The following is a 17,779-nucleotide window of genomic DNA, read 5'->3' as shown; positions in this document are numbered from 1 at the left end:
TCCGTCAACTCCGGCCGTGCCGCCTCAGCGGCCGCGGGCGACGCGCTCGATCTCGGCCCGCACCAGCCGCTCGACCATCACCGGCAGGTTGTCGTCGAGCCACGCCTTCAGCATCGGCCGCAGCATGTCCTGGACGAGGTCCTCCAGGGTGCGGGCGTTGTTCGACAGCACGGTGTTGGCGAGCAGGTGGAACGCCTGGCTGACGCTGGCGTCGGCGGCGTTCGACAACAGCCGCTCGTCGGCCGGCGGCGGGGGCGGCGCCACCGCGACGCGGGGCGGCTCCGGCGGGGGCTCGGGCGCCTTCGGGGGGGGCGGGGGAGGCAGCGGATCGGGCTCGACCTCGAGGGAATCGAAGTCGATCGGCTCGTCCTTGAACGCCACCTCCGCCATGTCGAAGTCGAGCGGCGGGATCCGCTCCGGGGCCGGCGGCGGGGCGACGTCGGCGAGGTCGAGCACGTCATCCGGGTCCGGCACCGGGCGCGGCTTCCTGGGCGCCTCCTGCACCTCGGCCGGCTTCTGGTCGTCGGCGATGATGCGCCGGATGGAGGCGAGGATCTCCTCCATCGACGGCTCGTTCGCCTTGTCGGGCGACAGGTCCTGCTTGGGGCTCGCGGCGCTCATCCGGATCAACGCTCGGCAGAAGGGTTCGTGAGGCGGTCGAAGCCGGCAGTATTCCACGGGCCGCCGGCCGCACAAGCGGCCCGGCCGGCTGCCAACAGGAGAAGCGCGTGGCGGGACCGCCCCGGCGTCACGTCAGCGGCCGTCCGGGATGCCGACCCCGTACCACAGGTCCTTGACCTGATCGTAATGCTGCTTGGCGCTGTACTGCGCGACCGGGATCGCGATGAACCGGGTGGTGAGGCGGCCGATCGACTGCACGACCTGATACGAGCCGACCACCCGGTCGCGCTGGGCGGCGATGAGGTTGACGCGGGCGTTCAGCAGCTCCTGCTGCGCGTTCAGCACGTCGAGGGTCGTGCGCTGGCCGACCCGGGCCTCCTCGCGCACGCCGTTCAGCGCCACCTCGTTGGCCTGGACCTGGGCCTGCGAGGCGATGACGCGGGCCTTGGCGGCCTCCAGCGCCCCCCAGGCGGTGACGATGGCGGCGCGGACCTGATCGCGCACGAACTCGGCCTGGATCCGGGCCTGCCCGACCTGCTCCTTGGCCTGCCGAATCTGGGAGTACTCCGCCCCGCCCTGGTAGATCGGGACGGTGACCTGACCGATGATCGAGCCCTGGAAGAACCGGGTGTTGGCGATCTGCTGATCGAACAGCTGCGCAGCGGTGCCGCTGACGCTCACCTGCGGGTAGAGCGCGCTCTCGGCGACCTTCACCTGCGCCTCGGCGACGTCGACGGCGTGCAGCGCCGAGAGGATCTGCGGGTGCTCGCGGAGCCCGGCGTCGATCGCGGTCCCGAGAGCGGCCGGCACGTAGCGGTCGAGGGGCCGGCCCGGGGCGAGCTGGCGCGGCTCGACGCCGACGATCTGGCGGTAGGTGGCGATGCTGGTGCGCAGGTTGGCCTCGGCGACGCTGACCTGGGCGCGGGCGCCGGCGAGGCGGGCCTCGGCCTGGGCGACGTCGGTGCGGGTGACCTCGCCGACGTTGAAGCGGTCGCGGGTCTGGCGGAGCTGCTCCTCGAGCACCTCGACGTTGTTGCGGTTGAGTTCCAGCGTCGCGGTGTCGGCGAGCACGTTCATGTAGGCCTGGGCGGCACCGAACAGCGTCAGCATCTCGGTGTTGCGCAGCGCCTCGCGCTGGCCGAGGACCTGGGATTCCGCCGCCCGGGTCTGGCTGTCGGTGCGAAAGCCGTTGAACAGGGACTGGTTGACGGTGAGGCCGGCCTGTCCGGGGATCAGCGTCTGCTCGCCGTCGCCGAGGAGGACGCCGCTGCGGCCGGCGAGGTGCGAGACGCCGATATTGGCGGTCCCGCTCACCGTCGGACGGTAGCCGGCCTTGGCCTGGGCCACGGATTCGTCGGTCGCGCGCAGCCCGGCCCGCGACGCGTTCAGTTGCGGATTACCGCCATAGGCCCGCGCCAGCGCGCTCTCCAGGGTTTCCGCCGAAGCGCCCTGCACCGCCATGACCAGCGTCGCGGCGGCGAGGCCGCCGAGCCGAAGCCCGCGGAACGCCCGAGTTGGTGTGTCACTCACGCCTGTCTACCCTGTGCGGCTTGAAGTGCCGCCCGCGGGGTCGGCCGACCGACGTGGCCAGGACCCGACGGGCCGCACGGCCCACCTCGATTCCGACCTTAGCCGAGGGGCCCGTCCGGCAACATCGTCCGGATCCGGGAGGTGCCGAGTTTGGCCCCCGGTGCCGCATAAAAGCGACACTGCCGCCGGGGCGCAGGACGGCGTGCCGCCGCCCCGGCGAAGGCGGCGGACGGCCAGGGCCGGCCCTGCGCGGCGGGGGTGATTCCTAGAACGCGAAGCCGGCTTCGGCCGCGAAGGCGCGCAAGGGCGGCAGGGCGGCGTCGAAGAGCGGACGCGACCCGAAGGCGTCGCCGGCGCGCACCCACAGGGTGGCCTTGGCGGTGCGGCCCTCGCCCTGCACGCAGGCGAGCCGGCCGCCGTCGGTGAGCTGGTCGAGGAGCGTCTGCGGCCGCGTCGCCACCCGGCCCTCGATCAGGATGAGGTCGAACGGCGCCCGCTTGGGCGCGCCGGCCTCGATCGGGCCGGTCTCAACCGCGACCCCGAGGGGGGCAAGGCGCTCCGCCGCGGCGGCGGCCAGCCCGGGCAGCGATTCGAGCGCCGTGACCTCGGCGCCGAGGCGGTGCAGCAGCGCGGCGCCGTAGCCGAGGCCGGTGGCGACGTCGAGGGCGCGGGCGCCCGGCTTGACGACGAGGGCCTGGAGCAGGCGCGCCAGCACCATCGGGGCCGGGGCGTAGCGGATCTCGCCGTCCTCGCTGCCCAGCGCCACCGGCTGGTCGATATAGGCGAACATCTCGCGGTCCGCGGGCACGAACCGCTCGCGCGGGATCGCGTCGAAGGCGTCGAGCACCGGGATGTCGGTCACGTCAAAGGTTCGCAGCTGGCAATCGACCATGAGGCGGCGCGCTTGCGCGTAGTCGAGCATTGACGGTCCCTGACAATCGGGGGCGGCCGTGCCGCCGGGCGTGGCGGTTTTGGTCAATCGCCGGACAAAAGGCAAGAATGCCGTACCGGGCCCGCGGGGGACCGGGACGAACCGCGATCCGGCTGCGATTCCGGCGATGTCCGATTTGAAACTCGTTTTGGAGGCCTCGCCCGGAATCGAACCGGGGTGCAAGGATTTGCAGTCCTCTGCGTAACCACTCCGCCACGAGGCCATCCGGCCGGTTCGGTCCCGGCTCCGGTCGCGTGCGGCCTTCGGAAGGCGGCGCGGCGACCGCCCGGATCGGGCGGCCGACCCGGGAACGAGGCTGTCTTACAGAGCCGGCTCCGGCTCCGCAACTGCCCTGATGCGAAATCCGGCTCTCCGGCGGCGCTCGCCCGAAATCCGCCCGCCCTCCGCGTCCGGGGCTTGCGCCGCCGGGCGGTGCCGGCTATGCACCGTCCCGCGATCCCCGATAGCTCAGTTGGTAGAGCAGGCGACTGTTAATCGCCTTGTCGCAGGTTCGAGTCCTGCTCGGGGAGCCATCCCGCCATCGCTACAGCATCGCCTCGACCCGGATCGGCAACCGCCGCTCCCGGCGCCCGGTGGCGTGGAAGACCGCGTTGGCGATCGCCGCGTTGACCCCGATGATCCCGAGTTCGCCCAGGCCCTTGAGGCCGAGGGGGATTCACCCGTTCGTCCTCGTCCGGCACCAGCACCGCCTCGACCCGGGGGGCGTCGGCGGCGCTCGCCACGAGGTACTCGGCGAGGTCGGGATTGCGGTAGTGGCCGCGGTCGACCTGCGTCTCCTCCAGGAGCGCCGAGCCGAGGCCCCACACCATGCCGCCGGTGAGCTGGCTGCGGGCGGCGAGCGGGTTCAGCACCCGCCCGGCCGCGAAGGCGCCGAGCAGCCGCGGCACTCGGATCTCCCCGGTCAGCGCGTGGACGTGCACCTCGGCGAACTGCGCCCCGAACGCCCAGGCAAGCGCCCCCTCGGTCTGTCCGAGGGCGAGGCGGCCCGTGCGGGTGCGCTCCCAGGCGTCCGGCCCGCTGCCCTCCGGCACGAACACCGCGACGGTCCCGGCCGAACCCGGAGCGAGCCCCTGGACCAGGGCGGCGAGGTCCGCCCGGCGGCCGTCAGGGGCCGCGGCGACGCCGTCCGCCAGGATCAGGCGCGCCGGATCGGCCCCCGCCAGCGCGCCGCCCGGCGCCACCGCCCGGGCGGCGAGGCGGGCGCGCAGGGTGGCGCAGCCGCGCTCCAGGGTGTGCATCAGGCTGGTGGTGGTCGACGAGCCGCCCGACAGGCCGGCGGGCGGCAGGTCGGTGTCGCCGAGCACGACCGAGACCGTCCCGACCGGCACCCCGAGCCACTCGGACGCCGCCATGGCGAGCAGGGTCGTGATGCCGTTGCCGATCTCGTGATGCGCGGTCTCGATCCGGGCGCCGCCCTCCGGCGTCAGGGCGACGCGCAGGCTCGCCGGGGCGATCTTCACCGGCCGGGCAGAGCTGGCGCAGCCGAACCCGACCCGCCAGTCGCCCGCGCGCATCGCCCCGACCCGCGCCTCCCGGCGCGACCAGCCGAACGCCGCGGCCCCGGCCTCGAAGCAGCGCAGCAGCGGCCGGGTGGTGAACGGCCTGCCGGTCACCGGGTCGGCGGCGGTGTCGTTGCGCCGGCGCAGCTCGATCGGGTCGAGGCCGAGCGCCCAGGCCATCTCGTCGACGGCGCTCTCCAGGGCGAACAGGTAGGGCACCTCCGGCGGCGCCCGCATCGGCCCCGGCGTGTTGCGGTCGAGGCGCACCGCCCGCTCCGCGGTGGCGATCGCCGGGCAGGCGTAGAGGCTCGCGGTGACGTCGGTGCCCTCCATCGCGAAGGCGTCGAAGCGCGAGGCGCCCATCGCCGCCTCGTGCACCAGGGCGGTGAAGCGCCCGTCCCGGTCGGCGCCAAGGCGCAGGTCGTGCCGGGTCTCCGGCCGGTGATTGGCGATGGTGAAGCACTGCCGGCGGCTCGGCACCAGGGAGACCGGCCGGCCGAGCCGGCGCGCCGCGAGCGCCACGAGCGCGGTGTGCTGCGACAGCGCCAGCCGCGCCCCGAAATGCCCGCCGATCGGCCCGCACACCACCCGCACCCGCACCCGCGCCGGGTCGAGGCCGAGCTGCGCCGCGAGCCCGTGGCGCAGGGCGCCGACGTGGCGGGTCGGCTCGTGCACGGTGAGGCGGTCGCCGTCCCAGGCGCACAGCGTCGTGAACAGCTCGATCGGGTTGTGGTGCTGCACCGGGGTCTCGTAGCGGCCCGAGACCCGCACCGGGGCCGCCGCGAAGGCCGCCCCAGCCTCGCCCCGGCGCGGGTCGCGGTGCGCCGGCTTGAGGTCGGCGAGCCGCACCGTCTCGGCCCCGGGATCGTCGAGGGCGGCGGCGAACGGCGCGGCCGCGTAGGCGACGCCGACCCGGGCCGCGGCGGCCGCCGCCGTCTCGCGGGTGTCGGCCACCACCAGGGCGACGATCTGGCCGGAATACGCCACCGCGTCGGAGTCGAGCGGCCGGTGCGAGCTGTTGGCCCAGCCGCCCTCCATCAGGTGCTTCACCGGGCGGACGGCGCCGGCGAGGTCGCGGTGGGTGAGGATCGCGAGCACGCCCGGCATCGCCCGGGCGGCGTCGAGGTCGAAGCCGGCGACGCGGCCGCGGGGAATCGCCGCGGTGACGAGCGCGGCGTGGGCGAGGTCCGGCAGCGCGGCGTCGGAGGCGTAGACCGCCCGGCCCGTCACCTTCGCGGGCCCGTCCAGCCGCGGATGCGGCCGGCCGAGGACGGCGGAGGCGCGGTCGGCCGGACCGGTGTCGGGCGTCGTGATGTCGTGCGTCATGGCGCAACCCTCCCGGACGGGACGCAGGCGGGCGCGGAAGCGGGCCGCGGCCGCCGCCGCAGGTCCTACGCACGGTCGCTGGCAGCGACCGCCTCCGTTCCCGAATGTTCGCCGGGCCTCCGGCCCGGTCTCGGACAATCGAGATGGCTCGACGGCCCGATGCGTCGGCGCCCTGGTCTGCTGGAATCGTACGGTTTCGGGACGATCGGTTCCGAAGCCGTCTCGTCAGCCCGCGCGGCGCCTGAGCGAAGCCGATTTTCGCATCGCGAAGCGATCGATCGAAAATCGAATCAGTTGTCGAGCCCGGCGCCGCCGGCCGTGCCGCCGGTGCCGGGCGGTCCGCCGGTCGGCGAGCCGCCGATCCACACGCCCGGCGTCGTGCCGGGGACGCTCGAATTGCTCGGGTTGGCGCCCCCGGGCACGTTGACCGGCGGGGGGCGCCCGCGATCGCCCGTCCGGGTGCCGCCGGTGCCGGGACCCGGCGCTCCGAGCGCGTCGCTCGGCGGAAGGCCCCCGGCGGTCTGGGCCGTGGCGGCGCCGGCCAGCGACAGGCCGAACGCGGCGGCCAGAATGATCCCGGATCTCATCGTCGGTGGTATCCTCGGTCGGTGGTATCCCCGTGGTCCGACACAACCCGCGGGCGGCGCCGGATGTTCACCACGGCGTTCACGCCCCGGCGGGCGGCACCCGGTGCCGGCAGGCCCGCGCCCTGTCGCAGCCTCCCCGCGGCGCTGCCCCCGCCCGGGCAGACCCTTCTCCGGCGCGCCGCCGGAACCACCGGTCCGTCCTCCGAAGCGGCCTGTCTTTGACAACCGGTTTTCTTGACCGCCCGACCCTGGACGGCTCGAATACTTGTGGCCGTCCTTCACGACGAGCCAGCCCCCAAGGAGATCCCGAAATGCCCGCCCTCGCCCGCGCCGTCGCGCGGCCCCGCTTCGCCGACGCCGCCCGGACCGCCCTCGCGGCGCTCGCGCTCCTCGTCCTCACCACGCTGCTGGCCCGGGCCGACGACAGGGTGATCCGCATCGGCTACCAGAAATACGGCACCCTGGTGCTGCTCAAGGGCAAGGGCCTGCTGGAGCAGCGGCTCAAGCCGCTCGGCTACCGGGTGACCTGGGCCGAGTTCCCGTCCGGCCCGCCGCTGCTCGAGGCGCTCAACGCCGGGGCGATCGATCTCGGCTCCACCGGCGAGGCGCCGCCGATCTTCGCCCAGGCGGTCAACCCGAACCTCGTCTACGTCGCGGCCGAGCCGGCGGCCCCCCTCGGCGAGGCGATCCTGGTCGGCCGCGACAGCCCGATCCGCAGCCTCGCCGACCTGCGCGGCCGCACCCTCGCCCTCAACAAGGGCTCGAACACCCACTACCTCGTGGTGCGGGCGCTGGAGCAGGCCGGCCTGCCCTACGACGCGGTGACGCTCGCCTTCCTGGCCCCGGCCGATGCCGGCGCCGCCTTCGCCCGCGGCGCCGTCGACGCCTGGGCGATCTGGGACCCGTTCCTCGCGTCGGCCGAGCGCACCACCGGCGCGCGCACCCTCGCGACCGGCGAGGGGCTGGTGCCGAACCGCCAGTTCTACCTGTCGAGCCGGAGCTTCGTGCAGGCCAAACGGCCGGCCCTCGACGCCGCCCTGGCGGCGATCGCCGAGATCGACGCCTGGGCGCGCGCCAGCACCGACGCCGTGGCGGCGGAACTGGCGCCGGCGGTCGGCATCCCGGCGCCGGTCCTCACGCTCGCCCTGCGCCGGCAGACCTTCGGCGTCGCCCCCCTCGACGCGGCCGCCATCGCCGACCAGCAGCGCGTCGCCGACGCCTTCCTGCGCCTCGGCCTGCTGCCGAAGCCGATCACCGTCGCCGACGCGGTGCTGCGCCCCGGCTCCTGAGCGGGGTCTCGGCCGCGGCGCCCCCGCGGCTATATCGGTCGGGCCGGGGCGGGAACGCGCCCCTTCGGGAGGCCCTCCGCATGAGAATCCTGCGCCGCCATCTCCTCGCCGCCGCTCTGCTCGCCCTGCTCCCGTCCTCCCTGGCCCCCTCCGCCCGGGCGGCCGAGACCACCACGGTGTTCGCGGCGGCGAGCCTGAAGAACGCCCTCGACGACGCCGCCAGGGCCTTCACCGTCCAGACCGGCATCGAGGTCAAGGCGAGCTACGCCGCCTCCTCGGCCCTCGCCCGCCAGATCGAGCAGGGCGCGCCCGCCGACCTGTTCGCCTCGGCCGACCTCGAATGGATGGACTACCTCGCCGCCCGCAGGCTGATCCGGCCGGAGACGCGGGTGAACCTGCTCGCCAACCGCCTCGTCGTGGTGGCGCCGAAGGACGCGCAGCCGGGCGAGGCGGCGTTCACGCCCGAGTGGTTCGCCCGGGCGCTCGGCGCGGACGGGCGGCTCGCCACCGGCGAGGTCAATTCGGTGCCGATCGGCAAGTACGCCAAGGCGGCGTTCGAGACGCTCGGCCTGTGGGGCGGGCTGCGGCCACGGCTCGCCCAGGCCGACAACGTCCGGGCCGCGCTCGCCCTGGTCTCGCGCGGCGAGGCGCCGCTCGGCGTGGTCTACGAGAGCGACGCGAGAGCCGATCCGGGCGTGAAGGTGGTGGGCGTGTTCCCGGCCGGCAGCCACCCGCCGGTGGTCTATCCGTTCGCCGTCACCGCCGAAGCCCGGGGCGCCGTCGCGGCGCGCTTCCTCGACTTCCTCAAGGGCCCGGCCGGCCGGCCGTTCTTCGAGGCGCAGGGCTTCACCCTGGCCGACCAGGGACGCGGCGGCGCCTCGCAATAGTGCCGCCCCGCGGGAGGCGCCGCCCGCCGTAGCGCCGCGGCCACGGCCGGACGCGGGACGCCGCCGGGAGCGTTGCCGGCCTCGAACTTGCGACGCGGGCGTGCCAAGGACGGACGCATCCGCCGGGCCGCCGCGCCCGCGCCGCAGGGGGACGGGAAGCATGGTGTCGCGCAGAGAGATGGCGGGCCTCGTCGGCCTCGGGTCCCTCGGGGCCGGTCTGGCGGTGTCCGCCGCCCGGGCCCAGACGCCGCCGGCCGAGGGCACCTTCGCCCGGGTGCGCCGCACCAAGGTCCTGCGCATCGCCGGCATCGTCGGCACCGAGCCGTACTACCGCAAGGACATCGTCACCGGGGCGTGGTCGGGCTTCTGCATCAGCATGGCCCAGGACCTCGCCAAGTCGATGGAGGCCGAGGTCGAGATCCTGGAGACGACCTGGGGCAACGCGGTCCTCGACCTCCAGGCCAACAAGATCGACGTGATGTTCGGCCTCAGCCCGACCCCGTCGCGGGCGCTGGTGGTCGAGTTCACCCGGCCGATCATGAACAACACCTTCACGATCATCGCCAAAGCGGGGTTCGACCCGAAGAGCTGGGCCGACCTCAACAAGCCGGAGGTGCGGGTCGCGGTCGACATCGGCTCGACCCACGACCTGTTCGCCCGCCGCATCCTGCCCAACGCCACCCTGATCGCCCTCAAGACCCCCGACGAAGCGACGCTGTCGCTCCAGTCCGGCCGGGCCGATTGCGTGATCCAGGTGGCGATGCTGTCCCTCGTCACGGTGAAGAAGAACCCGCGGCTCGGAAGGATCGTCGTGCCGACGCCGCTGAGCGCGCAGCCGACCTGCGCCGGGGTCCGGGTGGATCCCGACCAGCGCTTCCGCACCTACGTCGACAACTGGCTCGAATACAACCGCGCCCTCGGCGCGATGCGGTCGTGGATCACCGGCAGCCTCGAACTCGTCGGCATCCAGCCGCAGGACATCCCGCCCGAGATCAGCTTCTGATCCGCCGGCCCGCGGCCATGCCCGAAGCTCCACCCCCTGCCCCGCCCCTCGGCATCCTGATGCTCGACACCGCCTTCCCGCGCCCGCCGGGGGATGTCGGGCATCCGGCGACCTGGCCGTTCCCGGTCCGGTTCCGCACGGTCGCCGGCGCCACCGCCCGCCGGGTGGTGGACGGGGACGACGGCCTCCTCGACGCCTTCGTGGCGGCGGGGGCGGCGCTCGCCCGCGAGGGCGCGGTCGGGCTCACGACCTCGTGCGGGTTCCTGGCCCGGCACCAGCGCGCGCTGGCGGCGCGGCTGCCGGTGCCGGTCGCGACATCGAGCCTGCTCCTGCTTCCCCTCGTCGAACGCTGCCTGCCGGCGGGGCGGCGGGCGGGCGTCGTCACCTACGACGCGACCGCCCTCACCGACCGGCACTTCTCGGAGTGCGGCGCCGATCCCGCCACGCCGCGGGTCGGGCTTTCGGCCGACGGGGCGTTCCGCGCCCTGATCGAGGGCGGGGCGGCCTACGACCGGCCGGCGCTCGCCGCCGAGGCGGCGGAGGCGGCGCGAAGCCTGCTCGCCGGGCATCCGGGAATCGGCGCGATCGTGCTCGAATGCACCAACCTGCCGCCCTTCGCCCGCGACCTCGCCGCCGCCTTCCGGCTGCCGGTCCACGACGTCGTGACCCTCGGGCGCTGGCTCCATGCCGGCCTCGCCCCGGCGCCCTACGCCCTCTCCTGACCCGGCGGGCCGGAGCGCCCGCCACGGAGCCGCCATGCCCTACGAGTGGGATTTCTCGTTCCTGCTGCCCTACAGCCGGCTCATCGGCATCGGCGCCGCCTACACCGCCGGGTTCACGGTCGTCACCGCCGCCGCGGGCCTCGTCGTCGGCGGCGCCATCGCGATGGCGCGGCTCGCCGGGCTGCGGCTGGTCTCGATCCCGCTGATCGCCCTCGTCGAGGTCTTCCGCTGCACCCCGGTCCTGGTCCAGCTCGTCTGGTGCTACTACGCCCTGCCGATCCTGATCGGGGTCGAACTGTCGCCCGCCACCGCCGCCTTCGTCACCCTGACCCTCTACGGCGCCGCGTTCTACGCCGAGATCATCCGCGGCGGCATCGCGTCGATCGACCCGGGCCAGTGGGATGCCGGCCGGGCCCTCGGCATGCGCCGCGCCGCCCTCATGCGCCGGATCGTGCTGCCGCAGGCCCTGCGCCGGATGCTGCCGCCGCTCGTCAACCAGACCGTGCTCCAGCTCAAGAACACCTCGCTGCTCTCGGTGCTGGCGGTGCCCGACCTGCTCTACCAGGGCCAGCTCATCACCTCGGCGACCTACCGGCCGCTGGAGACCTACACGATGATCGCGGTGATCTACTTCCTGATCCTGTTCCCGCTCACCGCCTTCGCCCGCCATCTCGAGCGCCGGCTGGCCCGATGACGGAGGTCCCGATGGAATCCCCCTCGCCCGCGCCGGCGATGATCGAGGTCCGCCATCTGCGCAAGGCGTTCGGCGGCGTGCCGGTGCTGCGCGACGTCTCGCTCACCGTGTCCCGCGGCGAGGCGGTGGCGCTGATCGGGCCGTCGGGCTCGGGCAAGTCGACCCTGCTGCGCTGCCTCAACCTGCTCACCCTGCCCGACAGCGGCGCGGTCCGGGTCGGCACCCAGGCGATGGACTTCACCGGCGGCCAGCGGCTGCCGCGCGACCGCGACCTCGCGGCGTTCCGCGCCCGCACCGGGATGGTGTTCCAGGCCTTCAACCTGTTTCCGCACCTGTCGGTGCTCGGCAACGTCATGGAGGGGCCGGTGACGGTGTTGCGCACGGCCCCGGCCGAGGCGCGCGAGCGGGCGCTCGCCCTCCTCGACAAGGTCGGGCTCGCCGACAAGGCCGCGGCGTCGCCCGACCGGCTCTCGGGCGGGCAGAAGCAGCGGGTCGCCATCGCGCGGGCGCTCGCCATGCGGCCCGAGGTGATGCTGTTCGACGAGGCGACCTCGGCCCTCGACCCGGAACTGGTCGGCGAGGTGCTGGCGGTGGTGCGCCAGTTGGCTGCGGAAGGCATGACGATGGTGCTCGTCACCCACGAGATGGCCTTCGCCCGCGAGGTCGCCGACCGGGTGGTGTTCCTGCGCGACGGCACGATCGTCGAGGACGGCCCGGCCCGGCAGGTCATAGACGCGCCCCGGGAGGCGGCGACACGGGCCTTCCTGAGCCACTTCCACCGCGGCGCCCCGCTGGCGGCCGAGCCGGCCGCACCGGCCGAGCCGGCCGAGCCGGCCGAGCCGGCCGCACCGGCCGGGTGAGCCGGCCTCACAACCGCAGGGCGACCGGATCGCCGGTGAGGACGACGGCCCCGAGCTGGTGGCCGGTCTCGCCGGCGGCGTAGTGCAGCGCGTCGCGGCAGGTCCGAAACAGGCCGCCGGCGCGCCCCTGGGCCTCGACGGCGACCCAGTGCCCCGCCGGGTCCCGGCCGACGAGGAAGCGCGGCGGCGGGCTCGCGGGGCGCGGGATGGGGTGAGGCGCGGCCGGAAGGAGAGCGGGCATCGGGGTGTCGGGGTTCGCGCGGCGCTCGCGGCGCCGCGATGGGAAATCTGGCGGCGACCGCATCAGGGATCGAGCGGCGCCGGGCCGGCCCGGCATCAGGATTCCGTAAGGACCGGCACCGGCGGGAACAGTCGCCGCACGATCTCCGTTAAGCGCGCATCGAAATCCGGGAGACATCGCATGTCGTACCTGATCCCGCGGACCGCGAGCCGCTCGGTCCTGGCGCTCGCCGCCGCCCTCGCCCTGTCGGCCGGCGCCGGCATCGGCACCGCCGAGGCCAAGGGCTGCATCAAGGGCGCCGTCGTCGGCGGCCTCGCCGGCAAGGCGGTCGGCCACGGCGTCGCCGGCGCGGCGGCCGGCTGCGCCATCGGCCGCCACAATGCCAACAAGTCGGCCAAGACCGCCAACCCGCCGCCGCAGTAGAACCGCGCCGGCCGCGGCAGAACCGCGCCGGCCGCGGCCCGGTCTTGTGCGATGCAGCATCGCCGGGTCGGGCCGCCGCCCCGGGAATCGGACACGAGACCGCTCTCCCAAGTCTGCACTGCGCATCCTCACCCCGTCATCACGCGTTCGGAGGAGCTTGAGCAACCCGTCCGCATGATCGCCAGGATGACGGAAGAATGGGCAATCGGACCCCGATCGTCTCGTCCAGCGGCAACATCGCCGTGACGTGCGGCATTGGGTACGCCTCCTGGGCAACTCCGGGTTATCCAGAGGAATGCAGCAGGACGTCGCCACCGCGATTTGTTGCTGCGACGCAACATCGCGCCTCGGAGCCGCCCGCCCGGTGGATCCTGGCACGGTTATCGCCACGCCGAGCGGGCCGTCCGCCGCCTCCGCCCCCGGGAGCCGCGCGCGGCTGCTGGAGGTGGCATGGCCGATTTCCTCACCGTCGCGCTGATCTGCGCCAGGACGCTCGCCGCCCCGGACTGCTCCCGCGACACCGCCCTCGACGTCATCGTCGCCCCGGCCCCGACCCCGATCTCCTGCGTGATGCAGGGCGAGGCGCTGGCGGCGCGCAGCGGCCTCGTCGACCGCGCCGTCACCTACCTGAAGGTCGCCTGCGAGCGCCGCCGCACCGCCGCCCTGCAGCCGGCGCCGGACGACCGCCTGGAACACTGATCGCTCCCGCGGCCTGGGCCGAAAGGGGGCCTTGCCGGCAGCGCGCCCGTCGCGTCCAATGCCGGCAAGGCCCGCGGGGCGCGATTCGATCGCGCCCTCGTCACCAGGGCCGGGAGGAGCGTTCGATGCCGAACCGGCGGATCGTGGCCCTGGGCGGGCTCGCGTGCGGCCTCGCCGCCCTCGCGGCGCCGGCCGCGGCGCAGGACATGATGCGCCACGTCGACCTGACCTCGCCGGCGATGGCCGGCGCGGAGACCGACCGGGCGGCGATCGAGGCGATGATCCGCGAGGCCGGCGGGAAGCCGCTCGACCTGTCGGGCAAGCGCCTGTCGGGCCTCGACCTCTCGGGCCTCGACCTGCGCGGCGCCAACCTGCGCCTCGCCCGCCTCAACCGGACCCGGCTCGCCGGGGCGGACCTCACCGGCGCCGTCCTCGACCAGGCCTGGGCGCTGGAGGCGGACTTCGCCGGGGCCCGCCTGCCCGGCGCCAGCCTGTTCGCGATGCAGGCGCGCGGCGCCCGCTTTCCCGGGGCCGACCTCTCGGGCGCCCGCCTCGTCGCCGACCTGACCGGGGCCGACCTATCGGGCGCGCGCCTGCGCGACCTGCGCGGCGGCGCCGACATGCGCAACCAGTCGATGGGGCTGATCCGGGCGGTGCTGGTCTCGGCCCGGCTCCCCGGCGCCGACCTCGCCGGGGCCGACCTGTCGCGCGGCAAGCTCGACTTCGCGAACCTCGCCGGCGCCGACCTGTCCGGGGCCAGCCTCGCGGGCGCCGACCTGTCGGGCGCCGACCTCACCGAGGCGCGCCTGTCCGGCACGCTCCTGGCGGGCGCCGACGTCGCCGGCGCCCGGATGCTGCGGCTGCGCGACGCCGAGGCGATCCGGGGGCGCGACACCCTCGTCAATGCCGAGCGGGCGATCTGGCGCTGATCGGGTGTCGGGACGATCCCGTCCGAACCCCGGTCACCAGCCCGCGCGGCGCTTCAGCGGAGCCGGTTTCCGCATGGCGAAGCGATCCCGAAGGGATCGCCGAGCGATCGATCGGAAACCGGATGACCGCGGCCGCACGCCACACCGATTGGGACGATTGTCTTGCCCGCGAGCGACCCGGGACGGTACAATCCCGGGATCCCAGGAAGAACCGGGCGTGTCAGGGGCGATCACACTACCCTCCTACGAGGACCTCGCGGCCGAGAACGCGCGCCTGCGCGAGGCGTTGGGCCGGGCCGGCCACGACGCGCAGCAGGCGGAGGCCCGCTCGACCCGGCGCGAATCCGCCGCGCGGGCGGATACGCGGCTGATCCGGGCCGACCTCGCGGTGTCCGAGCGGCTCGTCGCCGATTTGCGCGCCGCCCAGGCGGCGGCGCGGATCTCGGAGGAGCGGCTGGCGCTCGCCTTCGAGGCGTCGGGCAGCCTCGGCTGGTGGGACTGGGACATCCCCGCCGACCGGCTCTATGCCGGACCGGTCTTCGCCCGGATGTTCGGCGTCGACCCGGCCCTCGCCGCGGCCGGGGTGCCCCTCGCCGCCTTCGAGGCCGGCATCCATCCCGACGACCGCGGCCGGATCGGCGAGCGCATCCGGCAGGTGGTCGCGGCGGCGGCCGACTTCGACGAGGAGTACCGGCTGCAGCACGCCGACGGCACGGTGTCGTGGATCCATGCCCGCGGGCGCTGCTACCACGACGAGGCCGGCCGGCCGCTGCGCTACCCCGGCGTCGCCCTCGACGTCACCGCCGCCAAGCGCGGCGAGCGCCGCCGGGACGCCCTGATGGCGCTCGGCGACCGCCTGCGCGACCTCGGCGAGGTCGGGCCGATCGCCCATGCCGGAGCCGAGGTCATGGCCCAGGCCCTCGATGCCGGGCGAGCCGGTTTCGGGCTGGTCGACCAGACCCACGGGACCGTGGTGGTGCAGCCGGACTGGTGCCGGCCCGGCATGGTCAGCGTCGCCGGCCCGCACCGGTTCCGGGATTACGGCAGCTTCGTCGACGACCTGGCGCGGGGCGAGCTGGTCGTCGTCGGCGATGCCGGGACCGACCCGCGCACCGACGCGGCCGCCCTGCGCGGCATCGGCGTCCGGGCGCTGGTCAACGTGCCGATCGTCGAACGCGGCCGGCTGGTGGCGGTGGTGTTCGTCCACGACGACCGGCCGCAGCGCTGGGATCCGGGCGACCTGCGCTTCATCCGCACCGTCGCCGACCGCATCCAGGCCGCGGTGGCGCGCGCCCGGGCCGAGGAGCGCCAGAGCGTCCTCAACCACGAGCTGAGCCACCGCCTCAAGAACACCCTCGCGCTCGTGCAGTCGGTCGCGGCCCAGACCCTGCGCAACGCCCCGACCCTCGCGGAGGCCGGCGCGGCGCTGGCGACCCGGCTGGTCGCGCTCGGCAAGGCCCACGACATCCTCCTGTCGGGCGACATCGCCGGGGCGGACGTGGCGGCCCTCGTCGCCGGGGCGCTCGCCCTGCACGACGGCGGCCCGGGGCGCTTCCGCCTCGACGGCCCGGCGCTGGAGATCGGCCCCTCGGCCGCCCTGTCGCTCGCTCTGATCCTGCACGAGCTCGCCACCAACGCCGCCAAGTACGGCGCCCTCTCGGTGCCGCACGGCACCGTGACGGTGTCCTGGGCGGTCGGGCCGGCGCCGGACCCGGCCTTCCGGCTGACCTGGACCGAGGCCGGCGGCCCGCCGGTGGCGCCGCCGCGCCGCAAGGGATTCGGCTCGCGGTTGATCGGCCGCGGCCTCGCCGGCGGCGGCGTCGCGCTGCGGTATCCCCCCGAGGGCGTGGTCTGCACCCTGACCGCCCCGCTCGCCGGGTTGCGGTCGGAGACGTAGCGGCGTCCGGGCGCGACGGCGGCTCACGGGTCGCCGAGCAGGATCCCGGCCCATTGCGCGCGCAGCTCGGCCTCGGTCGCACCGTCGTCGTAGGCGGGACTGGACAGGGGCGCGGCCGCCCGGACCTCGATCAGCACGATCGCCCGGATCCGGTCGGCGAGCGCCCCCCAGCGGTCGAAGCGCGGCCGGTGCGCCGCGAAGGCGTCGCCGCCGCGCTCGTGCACCGTGGCGCGGCCGCTCGCCCTGAACCCCTTGCGGCTCAGGGGATCGACCATGTTGACATCCAGCGCCGGGCGCTCGCGCAGGTTGGCGATCGTGGCCGGCGAGCGGATCTCGCCGAAGGCGAGGGTCCGGTCGTCGATCACCACGAAAGTGCCCTTCGGCGACAGGTTGGGTTCTCCGGCCGCCGAGACGGTCGCCACGAAGCCGAGCCGCTGCCGCTCGACGATCGCCTTCATGCCCGGCGTCAGCATCGGATCCTCCCGGTCGCGTCGCGGCAGTCACGGATAGGCGGTGCGGTAGGCGTCCGCGAGGGCGTCCTCGAGGGCGCGCCCCTCCCGGTAGGCGGCGAGGTTCTCCGGCCGCGCCACGTCCCCGGCCAGCCGCGGGCAGGGCTCGGGCGCGCCGATCAGCGTGCGCATCGGCAGGCGCTCGGCGTAGATCGGCAGCGCGTAATCCTCCTCGTCGTCGGCGACGCCCTTGGCGCGGATCTTCGCCGAGGCGCGCTCGATCTCCATCACCACCACCGCCGTCGCCTTGATCTCCTGGCCCGTGCTCGGGCGCAGGGTCGCGGTCCGGCCGGGAAAGAACCGGTCGACCATCATGGTCAGCGCCCGCGCCGTCTCGCCGGGCTCCTCGACGAGGCGGGCCCGGCCGAAGGCCATCACCGAGCGGTAGTCGGCCGAGTGGTTGAAGCCGCAGCGGGCCAGCACGAGGCTGTCGAGATGGGTCACGGTCAGGCAGGCCGGCTGGCCGTCCGACTGGTTGCGCAGCATCCGGCTCGCGCTCGACCCGTGCCAGTACAGGTGCGTGCCCTCGCGCCAGAACAGCGTCGGGGTGCAGTAGGGCTGCCCGTCGACGACGTAGGCGACGTGGCACAGGGCGGCGGCGTCGAGCAGGGCGTGGACCGTCGCGTGGTCGTAGCGGCCGCGATCGTGCCGGCGCTTCACGCGGTTGGTGGCGTCGACCGGATACGTCTCGCTCGTCATCGTCCGTCCCCTGGTTGATGCGGCGTCGTCGCACGGCCAGAGTGGTCGGAACGAGGACCAGTTCCGGGGCAATCATGCCGACCACTTCGCGGCCCGGCCGCCCAAGGTCCGGGCCTGGGCGCGGCCGGGCGGTGCTCGACCTGCCGCTGCGGCTGGAGCGGGCGGCCGGCAACCGGCCCCTCCAGGTCCATGCCGGCCTGCGGGCGGCGATCCTCGGCGGCCAGCTCCCGGCCGGCCTGCGGCTGCCGTCGAGCCGGGCGCTCGCCGCCCAGCTCGGCGTCGCCCGCAACGCCGTCGTGGTCGCGTACGAGCACCTCGCCGGCGACGGGCTGATCGAGACGCGGCCCGGCGCCGGCACCTACGTGGCCGCGCATCTGGCCGCGCATCTGCCGGCGCCGCCGGGGGCGGCCCC

19 protein-coding genes and 2 tRNA genes are annotated in these 17,779 nt (G+C 74.8%); 12 read left to right on the top strand and 9 right to left on the bottom strand.

Translation table 11 applies throughout. The features are described 5' to 3' along the window. Positions 1–24: 24 nt before the first annotated feature. The 4 genes from EOE48_RS30535 to EOE48_RS22620 all read right to left on the bottom strand — a co-directional run bounded on the left by EOE48_RS30535 (position 25) and on the right by EOE48_RS22620 (position 3,305). Positions 25–564: a PopZ family protein gene (locus EOE48_RS30535; RefSeq protein WP_127733202.1), complete on the bottom strand. Its 540-nt coding sequence runs from the start codon at positions 562–564 to the stop codon at positions 25–27. Positions 565–753: 189 nt separating this feature from the next. Then, complete coding sequence (locus EOE48_RS22630) at positions 754–2,151, bottom strand: TolC family outer membrane protein (protein WP_127733151.1); 1,398 nt, start codon at positions 2,149–2,151, stop codon at positions 754–756. Between the two features lie 265 nt (positions 2,152–2,416). Further along, entirely contained in the window at positions 2,417–3,073 is a 657-nt protein-coding gene (locus EOE48_RS22625) for a protein-L-isoaspartate O-methyltransferase family protein (RefSeq protein ID WP_127733150.1), read from the bottom strand. A 158-nt stretch (positions 3,074–3,231) separates the two neighbouring features. Further along, positions 3,232–3,305, bottom strand: a tRNA-Cys gene (locus tag EOE48_RS22620). A gap of 234 nt (positions 3,306–3,539) precedes the next feature. On the opposite strand from EOE48_RS22620, the gene EOE48_RS22615 reads away from it, so the two are divergent. Continuing rightward, positions 3,540–3,615, top strand: a tRNA-Asn gene (locus EOE48_RS22615). Here EOE48_RS22615 and EOE48_RS22610 read toward each other — a convergent pair. Beyond that, positions 3,574–5,928 carry a xanthine dehydrogenase family protein molybdopterin-binding subunit gene (locus tag EOE48_RS22610; RefSeq protein WP_246154718.1) on the bottom strand — a complete coding sequence of 785 codons (2,355 nt, stop codon included), beginning with the start codon at positions 5,926–5,928 and terminating at the stop codon, positions 3,574–3,576. The genes EOE48_RS22615 and EOE48_RS22610 overlap by 42 nt on opposite strands. Positions 5,929–6,218: 290 nt before the next feature. Next, entirely contained in the window at positions 6,219–6,515 is a 297-nt protein-coding gene (locus tag EOE48_RS22605; protein WP_127733149.1) for a hypothetical protein, read from the bottom strand. 311 nt (positions 6,516–6,826) lie between these two features. Between EOE48_RS22605 and EOE48_RS22600 the strand changes: the two genes are divergently transcribed. The 6 genes from EOE48_RS22600 to EOE48_RS22575 all read left to right on the top strand — a co-directional run bounded on the left by EOE48_RS22600 (position 6,827) and on the right by EOE48_RS22575 (position 11,970). Further along, positions 6,827–7,804, top strand: a complete 978-nt coding sequence (locus EOE48_RS22600) for an aliphatic sulfonate ABC transporter substrate-binding protein (RefSeq protein ID WP_127733148.1) — start codon at positions 6,827–6,829, stop codon at positions 7,802–7,804. A gap of 80 nt (positions 7,805–7,884) precedes the next feature. Further along, positions 7,885–8,691, top strand: a complete 807-nt coding sequence (gene modA / locus EOE48_RS22595; protein ID WP_127733147.1) for a molybdate ABC transporter substrate-binding protein — start codon at positions 7,885–7,887, stop codon at positions 8,689–8,691. Positions 8,692–8,851: 160 nt separating this feature from the next. Then, positions 8,852–9,694, top strand: a complete 843-nt coding sequence (locus tag EOE48_RS22590) for a transporter substrate-binding domain-containing protein (protein ID WP_127733146.1) — start codon at positions 8,852–8,854, stop codon at positions 9,692–9,694. Positions 9,695–9,711: 17 nt separating this feature from the next. After that, entirely contained in the window at positions 9,712–10,416 is a 705-nt protein-coding gene (locus tag EOE48_RS22585) for an aspartate/glutamate racemase family protein (RefSeq protein ID WP_127733145.1), read from the top strand. Positions 10,417–10,450: 34 nt separating this feature from the next. Continuing rightward, entirely contained in the window at positions 10,451–11,110 is a 660-nt protein-coding gene (locus tag EOE48_RS22580) for an amino acid ABC transporter permease (protein WP_127733144.1), read from the top strand. 11 nt (positions 11,111–11,121) lie between these two features. Beyond that, on the top strand, positions 11,122–11,970 hold the full coding sequence (locus EOE48_RS22575) for an amino acid ABC transporter ATP-binding protein (RefSeq protein ID WP_127733143.1): 849 nt from the start codon (positions 11,122–11,124) through the stop codon (positions 11,968–11,970). Positions 11,971–11,977: 7 nt separating this feature from the next. Here EOE48_RS22575 and EOE48_RS22570 read toward each other — a convergent pair whose 3' ends face one another. Then, a complete protein-coding gene (locus EOE48_RS22570; RefSeq protein ID WP_127733142.1) occupies positions 11,978–12,211 on the bottom strand; it encodes a hypothetical protein in 234 nt (77 codons plus the stop codon). Between the two features lie 180 nt (positions 12,212–12,391). Here EOE48_RS22570 and EOE48_RS22565 point away from each other — a divergent pair, with 180 nt between their 5' ends. The 4 genes from EOE48_RS22565 to EOE48_RS22550 all read left to right on the top strand — a co-directional run bounded on the left by EOE48_RS22565 (position 12,392) and on the right by EOE48_RS22550 (position 16,159). Beyond that, positions 12,392–12,634: a hypothetical protein gene (locus tag EOE48_RS22565; protein WP_127733141.1), complete on the top strand. Its 243-nt coding sequence runs from the start codon at positions 12,392–12,394 to the stop codon at positions 12,632–12,634. A gap of 450 nt (positions 12,635–13,084) precedes the next feature. Further along, entirely contained in the window at positions 13,085–13,333 is a 249-nt protein-coding gene (locus EOE48_RS22560) for a hypothetical protein (RefSeq protein ID WP_127733140.1), read from the top strand. A gap of 125 nt (positions 13,334–13,458) precedes the next feature. Continuing rightward, positions 13,459–14,262 carry a pentapeptide repeat-containing protein gene (locus tag EOE48_RS22555; RefSeq protein WP_127733139.1) on the top strand — a complete coding sequence of 268 codons (804 nt, stop codon included), beginning with the start codon at positions 13,459–13,461 and terminating at the stop codon, positions 14,260–14,262. 217 nt (positions 14,263–14,479) lie between these two features. Further along, the gene (locus EOE48_RS22550) at positions 14,480–16,159 is read left to right on the top strand and encodes a sensor histidine kinase (protein ID WP_187371514.1); all 1,680 of its coding nucleotides are present in this window, start codon (positions 14,480–14,482) and stop codon (positions 16,157–16,159) included. A gap of 23 nt (positions 16,160–16,182) precedes the next feature. Here EOE48_RS22550 and EOE48_RS22545 read toward each other — a convergent pair whose 3' ends face one another. Together EOE48_RS22545 and EOE48_RS22540 are read right to left on the bottom strand one after the other, a co-directional pair. After that, positions 16,183–16,632, bottom strand: a complete 450-nt coding sequence (locus EOE48_RS22545; protein ID WP_127733137.1) for a pyridoxamine 5'-phosphate oxidase family protein — start codon at positions 16,630–16,632, stop codon at positions 16,183–16,185. Positions 16,633–16,659: 27 nt separating this feature from the next. Beyond that, positions 16,660–17,367, bottom strand: coding sequence for a pyridoxamine 5'-phosphate oxidase family protein (locus EOE48_RS22540; protein WP_127733136.1), 708 nt, complete (start codon positions 17,365–17,367; stop codon positions 16,660–16,662). Positions 17,368–17,498: 131 nt separating this feature from the next. Between EOE48_RS22540 and EOE48_RS22535 the strand changes: the two genes are divergently transcribed. Further along, positions 17,499–17,779: GntR family transcriptional regulator (locus tag EOE48_RS22535; protein ID WP_425463683.1), on the top strand; the 281-nt coding region annotated here is incomplete at its 3' end.

Source organism: Methylobacterium oryzihabitans (assembly GCF_004004555.2).
Lineage (GTDB): Bacteria > Pseudomonadota > Alphaproteobacteria > Rhizobiales > Beijerinckiaceae > Methylobacterium > Methylobacterium oryzihabitans.
The sequence above is the reverse complement of the archived record's forward strand: the minus strand, read 5'-3'. Positions and strand labels throughout refer to the sequence as shown.